This is a genomic window from Kitasatospora sp. NPDC127035, from assembly GCF_042726075.1.
In the GTDB taxonomy this organism is placed as follows: Bacteria; Actinomycetota; Actinomycetes; order Streptomycetales; family Streptomycetaceae; genus Kitasatospora.
Genome location: NZ_JBHXDN010000048.1, coordinates 69,827 through 77,110 on the forward strand (window position 1 = coordinate 69,827; position 7,284 = coordinate 77,110).

The following is a 7,284-nucleotide window of genomic DNA, read 5'->3' on the forward strand; positions in this document are numbered from 1 at the left end:
GCGGGAGACCCCCCAACAAACCCCGGCGAGCCAACCTCCGCCGCGTTCCGTTGCTCCCATCCAATTCAACTCTTCCCCCCCCGGGGCCCGTGGGGGGGGGGGGCCCGGAACCTTCCGGGCCACCCCCACCTCGCCACGCCCCCTGGTTACCGCCTTCCGGGCATCGCCTTCCGGACTACGCGCCGGCGTCCTGCTGCGCGTCCCACCAGGCGCGCAGCGCGGCGACCGCCTCGTCGTGCTCCATCGGCCCGTGCTCCAGCCGGAGCTCCAGCATGTGCTTGTACGCCTTGCCGACCGCGGGGCCGGGCTTCAGGCCGAGCAGCTCCATGATCTGGTTGCCGTCCAGCGCCGGACGGACGGCGTCCAGCTCCTCGCGGGCCTTCAGCTCGCCGATCCGCGTCTCCAGGCCGTCGTAGGTGCGGGAGAGCGCGGCCGCCTTCTTCCGGTTCCGGGTGGTGCAGTCGGAGCGGGTCAGCTTGTGCAGCCGCTCCAGCAGCGGACCGGCGTCGGCGACGTACCGGCGCACCGCCGAGTCGGTCCACTCGCCGCCGCCGTAGCCGTGGAACCGCAGGTGCAGCTCCACCAGGCGCGAGACCTCCTCGGTGAGCTCCTTCGAGTACTTCAGGTCGCGCATCCGCTTGCGGGTCATCTTGGCGCCGACCACCTCGTGGTGGTGGAAGGAGACCCGGCCGTCCGACTCGAACCGGCGGGTGCGCGGCTTGCCGACGTCGTGCAGCACCGCGGCCAGCCGCAGGGTGAGGTCCGGGCCGTCCTGCTCCAGGTCGATGGCCTGCTCCAGCACGGTCAGCGAGTGCTCGTAGACGTCCTTGTGCCGGTGGTGCTCGTCGCGCTCCAGCCGCAGGGCCGGCAGCTCGGGCAGCACGTGGTCGGCCAGCCCGGTGTCGACCAGCAGCCGGAGGCCCTTCACCGGCCGGTCGGAGAGCAGCAGCTTGTTCAGCTCGGCCTGGACCCGCTCCGCGGAGACGATGGTGATCCGCTCGGCCATCGCGGTCATCGCCGCGATCACCTCGGGGGCCGGGTCGAAGTCCAGCTGGGCCGCGAAGCGGGCCGCCCGCATCATCCGCAGCGGGTCGTCGGAGAAGGACTCCTCGGGAGTGGCCGGGGTGCGCAGCACCCGGGCCTCCAGGTCGTCCAGACCCCGGTGCGGGTCGACGAAGCCGCGGCCGGGCAGGTCGACGGCCATCGCGTTGACCGTGAAGTCGCGGCGGACCAGGTCCTCCTCGATGGTGTCGCCGAAGGTCACCTCGGGCTTGCGGGAGGTCCGGTCGTACGCCTCCGAGCGGTACGTGGTGATCTCGATCAGGAAGGACCCCTCCGGGGTGTCCTTGCGGGCGCCGACCGTACCGAAGGCGATGCCGACGTCCCAGACCGCGTCGGCCCAGCCCCGGACCAGCTTGAGGACCTCGTGCGGGCGGGCGTCGGTGGTGAAGTCGAGGTCGTTGCCGAGCCGGCCGAGCAGCGCGTCGCGTACCGAGCCGCCGACCAGCGCGAGCCGGTGACCGGCCGCCTGGAACCGGCGGGCGATCTCGTCGGCGACCGGGGAGACCCGCAGCAGTTCCTGCAGGCCGAGGGTCTGCGCCTCGCTCAGGCCGGGAACGGCCTGCACGGCGGTGCTGGAATGATGGACGCCGGACTGGTGGGCGGTGGGCTCATTGGCAGTGGACACGGCTCACAAGGGTACGTGGCCCGAGGGCCCCGCCGCCCGCGCGTTTCCGTGGCCTCACCCCGAGGCCCGCAACACCGCACCCCCCGCCACATCGTTACCATGCCGGTGGAACGAGTCTCGGGCACCGGTGACGGGCCGCGGTGCGGCATGCCGGAACGCCGACCGGACGACGGACGACCGCCATTTTCTTCACGGCTGATCCCCACGGCTGCCCCCTACGGCCGGCGGGACAGCCGCAGCAGCAGGGCAGCACGGCATCAAGCAGCGAGCGATCGAGAACGGCGAGGGCGAAGCGCGTGAGCGAGCGGAGCGAGCGAGCCAAAGGTGGGGGCGCGTTTCGCGAAGCGACCGCCGAGCGCAGCGAGGTGGGCGCATGAGCGAGCGAAGCGAGCGAGCCAGGAGCACGGGTCCGGGTCTGGCGGTCCGGACCGCCAGACGGCTGGCCGCCGCACTCGGCGCCACGCTGGTGCTCGTCCCGGTGCTTCCGGGCACCCCGGCGACCGCGCGCCCGGCCGGCGGCTCGCACGCGGCCTCGGAGTCCACGGTCTCCGCCGAGTACCCGGTGGTGATGACCATCGAGTCGGTGAACAAGCCGGTGGCCGCCCTGAACGGCACCGTGACGATCGCCGGGCACGTCACCAACGGCGGTAGGTCGGTGCTCAAGTCGGCCCACGCGGCGGTCCGCAAGCCCTGGCCGAGCAAGCCGCTCACCACCCGCAGCGAGCTGGCCTCGGTGGCCGCCCGGACCACCCCGGAGCGGACGGACGGCATCTCCCTGGACAGCCCGCAGTACGCGCTGAACGAGCTCGGCCCGGGCCAGAGCCAGCCGTACACGCTGAGCGTCGCGGTGACCGACCTGCAGCTCTCCACGGAGGGCGTGTACGAGCTCGCGGTGGACGTCTGGGGCTCGACCGCCGACAACCAGCGCGACCGCCCGCTGGGCATCGCCCGCACCTTCCTGCCCTACGACCCGGTGTCGACCGAGGCGCAGCCGTCGAAGGTCACCACCCTGTGGCCGCTGGTGCACGCGCCGGTGCTGGCCGCGCAGACCCTCTCCGACAACGACCAGACCATGCCGGTGCTGCGCGACGACAGCCTGGCCACCGAGTTCGCGCCCGGCGGCCGGCTGTACGCGCTGGTCGAGACGGGCTCCACGCTGCCGGGGCTGACCTGGGTGGTGGACCCGGACCTGCTGGACACCGCGTTCGCGATGACCCGGCCGTACCGGGTGCAGAAGCCCGGCACCGCGGGCAACGCGGCCAAGGAGGACAACACCGTCCCCGGCACGGGCACGGCCGCCGCCACGGCCTGGCTGGAGAAGCTGCGGGCCGCCGTCGCCAAGCCGGGCAGCCAGGTGGTGGCGCTGCCGTACGCCGACCCCGACCTCGCCTCGATCGCGCACAACGCCGCCGAGCTGGACGGCATCGACACCGCGCTCGGCAAGGCGGCCACGGCCGGCCGGCTGACCGTCGAGGGCCGGCTCTCGGTGGACACCCGCGCCGACGTGGCCTGGCCCTACCAGGGCTACCTGGACCAGCGGATCGCGGCCGTCGCCCAGCGGGCCGGCGCCGGCCTGGTGCTGGTGAACGGCGCGAGCATGCCCGAGTCCGACGCGCTGAAGTACACGCCGTCCGCCGCGCGTCCGATGGGCAACGGACAGACCGCACTGGTCGCCGACGAGGAGATCTCGGCGCTCTTCGCGACCGACCTGGTCACTCCGCAGGAGCAGACCCGGGCGGTCCAGCGGTTCCTCTCCGAGACCTTCGTGATCGCCCGGCAGGAGCCGCAGAACCCGCGCGGCCTGCTGGTGATGCCCCCGCGCGACCTGACCGCCACGAACGCCAAGGTGCTGGCCGGCGCGCTCCAGGCCGCCGTCGAGGGCAAGTGGGTCGACCCGGTCAAGCTGGACGTGCTCGCCCAGCTCACGCCGGACCCGAGGGCCAACACGACCGTCCCGGCGCCCGCGGACTACCCGGCCCGGACCCGGGACTCGGAGCTGCCCGCCGTCGACCTGACCGACACCACGCGGATCCAGGCGAACCTGGACACGCTGATGCGGGTGCTGACCCTGCCGCAGCGGGTCCGCGGGCCGTTCAGTGCGGCCATGGTCCGCTCGCTGTCCACCCAGTGGCGCTCGGAGGGCTCGGCCGGCGGCGTCTACCGGAAGGGCGTGGGCCTCTACCTCAAGGAACTGACCGACGCGGTGAAGGTGCCGCCGAAGCGGGTCATCACCTTCGCCGGGGACACCGGTGTGCTGCAGGTCAGCGTCCGCAACGACCTGACCCAGACGGTCACCAACCTCAAGCTGGTGCTGGTCCCGGCCCAGCCCAACCGGCTCAGGGTCGAGGTGCCGGCCGAGGAGCTGGTGCTGCCGGCCTCGCAGAGCGTCACCCTGCGGTTCCCGGCCGAGGCGCACAACAACGGGCCGGTCAGCATGACCGCCCAGCTGTTCACCACCGGGCCGAACCCGCAGCCGTACGGTGATCCGGTGCAGTTCACCGTGGAGGTCACCTCGGTGACCAACGGCGTGCTGTACGTCTTCGGCGGCGGACTCGTGCTGCTCCTGCTGGCCGCGCTGCGGTTCGTCCGCCAGCGCAAGCGGCGGACGGCCGACGGCGACGACGGCGACGAGCCCGTCGGCGACGCCCCGCTCGCCCCGGCTCCGGCGGACGGCACGGCGGCCGGCGGCCCGGCGGGCGACGCCGGCCGGGGGACCGGGCGGCCGGAGGGCTCCGGGCCCGCGGTGCCCCCGGAACGCGCGACGCGGCCGGAACACCCGGAACACCCCGAACGTGGAGGAGCCGCGCAGACACCGCGCGGCAGCACCGCAGATGGCCGGGATCAGGCCACCAGTGATGAGAAGGTTGGTCCTTGACACCGCCCATACCGCCCGACTCCGGGGCGGCCTCCCCCACGACAGCGAAGAGGTGACATGACCGGGCGCAGCGATGAGCGGCCTCCGGGCCGCGGTGAGGGCCGTCCGGGCGCCGAGTCGCCCTCCGGCGACTGGTACGTGGCCGACACCTATGCCCAGGACCCGTACGCGGCCGACGCGTACCAGGACCGGCAGGGCGACCCGGACCCGTACGGCCTGCGGGCCGCCCGCCCCGCCGCGCCGCAGCAGCAGGCCGCGGCGTACGACGTGCCGCCGCAGCTCCCGCCGCAGGGCGGCGACTACCCGACGCCGGTGCCGCCGGCGCCGTTCACCGCCCCCGTCCCGCCGGTGCAGCCCGGCTGGGACACCCCGGCCCAGGACGGCCGGCAGGGCTGGGAGCAGCAGCAGCCCGGACCGGCCGCGCCCGCCGCACCGGCTCCGGGTGCGTGGGGCGGGCAGCCGCAGTGGCAGCCCGGACCGGCGCACTCGACCTGGGACTCCGAGTCCACCGAGTACGTCGGGGTGGACGCGCTGTTCGGCGGCAACCAGGCGACCGCGGAGGCGCCCCGCCCGCCGGCCCAGCCGTCCCCGGCCCACCCGTACCCCCCGGGCCGGCCGGCGGCCGCGCCGCCCGCACCCGGCCCGTTCGCCCCGCCCGCGCCGTACCCCCCGGCCGGCGCGTACCCGGGGCAGGCGCCGCAGGCTCCCCACGCTCCGCAGGCACCGCAGGCGCCGCACGGCTACGGTCACGGCCACGGCCACGGGAACGGACCCGACGGGCCGCGCCCGTTCGTGCCGCCGATCGAGTTCGACCCGCCGCTCTCCGAGGCGGAGGCCACCATGCAGGTGGCGGCGGTCCAGCTGCCGCCCGCGGTGGAACCGCTGGAGGACATCGTCGCCGAGGAGCGCGCCGGCACCGCGCCCCCCGCTCCCGCCCCGGCGGCCGGCGGCGGCAAGGTCGCCTCGCTGCTGAACTCCAGCGCGATCATGGCGGCCGGCACCCTCGTCTCCCGCGGCACCGGCTTCGTCCGCACCATGGTCATCACGGCCGCGATCGGCGTCGGCGTGATGGGTGACTCGTACAACGCCGCGTACACCCTGCCGACCCTGCTGTACATCCTGATCGGCGGCGGCGCGCTCAACGCCGTCTTCGTGCCCCAGCTGGTCCGCAGCATGAAGAACGACGCGGACGGCGGCACCGCCTACGCCAGCCGGCTGCTCACCCTGGTGATGGTCGGGCTCGGCGCGGTGGTCCTGCTGGCCGTGGCCGGCGCACCGCTGCTGGTCCAGCTCATCTCGCACCCGATGATGGAGAACGCGGCCCGCGCCGACACCACCGTGGCCATGGCCCGGTACTGCCTGCCGACCATCTTCTTCATGGGCATCCACGTGGTGATGGGACAGGTCCTCAACGCACGCGGCCGGTTCGGCGCGATGATGTGGACACCGGTCCTCAACAACGTCGTGGTCATCTTCACCTTCGGCGCCTACCTCTGGGTCTACGGCGGATTCGGCACCACCCACGTCACCCCGGAGACGATCAGCCCCGAGGGCGTCCGGCTGCTCGGCATCGGCACCCTGGTCGGCCTGGTCGTCCAGGCGCTGGCGATGATCCCGTACCTGCGGGCGGCCGACTTCTCCTTCCGGCCGCGCTTCGACTGGCGCGGTCACGGTCTGGGCAAGGCCGCCCGGCTGGCCAAGTGGACGTTCTTCTTCGTCCTCGCCAACCAGGCCGGCTACCTGGTCATCACCCAGCTGGCCACCGCCGCCGGCAGCGCCGCCGAGAAGGGCGGCCACAACGGCGTCGGTCTCGCCGCGTTCTCCAACGCCCTGTTGATCTGGCAGCTCCCGCAGGCCGTCATCACCGTCTCGATCATGAGCGCGGTGCTCCCCCGGCTCTCCCGCGCGGCCGCCGACGAGGACGCCGGCGCCGTCCGCGACGACATCTCGTACGGGCTGCGCACCACGGCGGTGGCGGTCGTCCCCGGTGCCTTCCTCTTCCTGGCCCTGGGCCCGGCGATCGGCCGGGCGATCTACGCGGTGGGCGGCGGCGAGGCCGCGCTGGACAGCGCGACCAACGTGGGTCTGATGCTCTCCGCGTTCGCCCTCGGCCTGATCCCGTACTCGGCGCAGTACGTGATGCTGCGCGGCTTCTACGCCTACGAGGACACCCGCACCCCGTTCTCCAACACCGTCTGGGTGGCGGTCTGCCAGGCCGGCTTCTCGCTGGTCTGCTGGTTCGCCCTGCCCTCCGAATGGACGGTGGTCGGCATGGCGTTCGGCTACGGCCTCGCCTACGCCATCGGGGTGATGGTGGCGGTGCCCAAGCTGAAGAAGAAGATCGGCGGCCTGGACACCAAGCGGATCAGCCGGACCTACACCCGCCTGACGGCGGCCTGCGTTCCGGGTGCCCTGGTCGGCATCGGCGCGAGCCTGGCGGTCCAGCAGGTGCTCGACGGCTGGATCGGCAGTATTCTCACCGTCGTCGTGGCCGGCGGGCTCCAGCTGGCCGTCTTCGTGCTCATCGCGAAGCGGCTGCGGATCGAGGAGCTGAACGCCATGCTGGGCATGGTGCGCGGCCGACTCGGCCGCTGACCGACCGTACGTACCGACCGGCCGCACCGGCGGACGCCCTGACCGGGCGTCAACCGGACGGACCGGAATCTCCGCCCCGTCGGGGCGGGCGTCGGGCCGCTCTGCCGGCCCCGGGTCATCCCGGGGC

The 7,284-nt window shown here is 73.6% G+C and carries 3 protein-coding genes; 2 read left to right on the top strand and 1 reads right to left on the bottom strand.

The window, feature by feature from the left end; translation table 11 throughout:
• Positions 1–175 precede the first annotated feature (175 nt).
• Complete coding sequence (locus tag ACFWIC_RS28155; protein ID WP_380362640.1) at positions 176–1,627, bottom strand: CCA tRNA nucleotidyltransferase; 1,452 nt, start codon at positions 1,625–1,627, stop codon at positions 176–178.
• Between the two features lie 433 nt (positions 1,628–2,060).
• On the opposite strand from ACFWIC_RS28155, the gene ACFWIC_RS28160 reads away from it, so the two are divergent.
• Together ACFWIC_RS28160 and murJ are read left to right on the top strand one after the other, a co-directional pair.
• The gene (locus ACFWIC_RS28160; protein WP_380520307.1) at positions 2,061–4,562 is read left to right on the top strand and encodes a DUF6049 family protein; all 2,502 of its coding nucleotides are present in this window, start codon (positions 2,061–2,063) and stop codon (positions 4,560–4,562) included.
• Positions 4,563–4,619: 57 nt separating this feature from the next.
• Positions 4,620–7,157, top strand: coding sequence for a murein biosynthesis integral membrane protein MurJ (gene murJ / locus ACFWIC_RS28165; protein WP_380520308.1), 2,538 nt, complete (start codon positions 4,620–4,622; stop codon positions 7,155–7,157).
• Positions 7,158–7,284 lie beyond the last annotated feature (127 nt).

Excerpts from the sequence above, each read along its gene's own strand:
- ACFWIC_RS28160 (WP_380520307.1), top strand. The coding sequence starts at position 2,061 with ATGAGCGAGCGAAGCGAGCGAGCCAGGAGCACGGGTCCGGGTCTGGCG.
- murJ (WP_380520308.1), top strand. The coding sequence starts at position 4,620 with ATGACCGGGCGCAGCGATGAGCGGCCTCCGGGCCGCGGTGAGGGCCGT.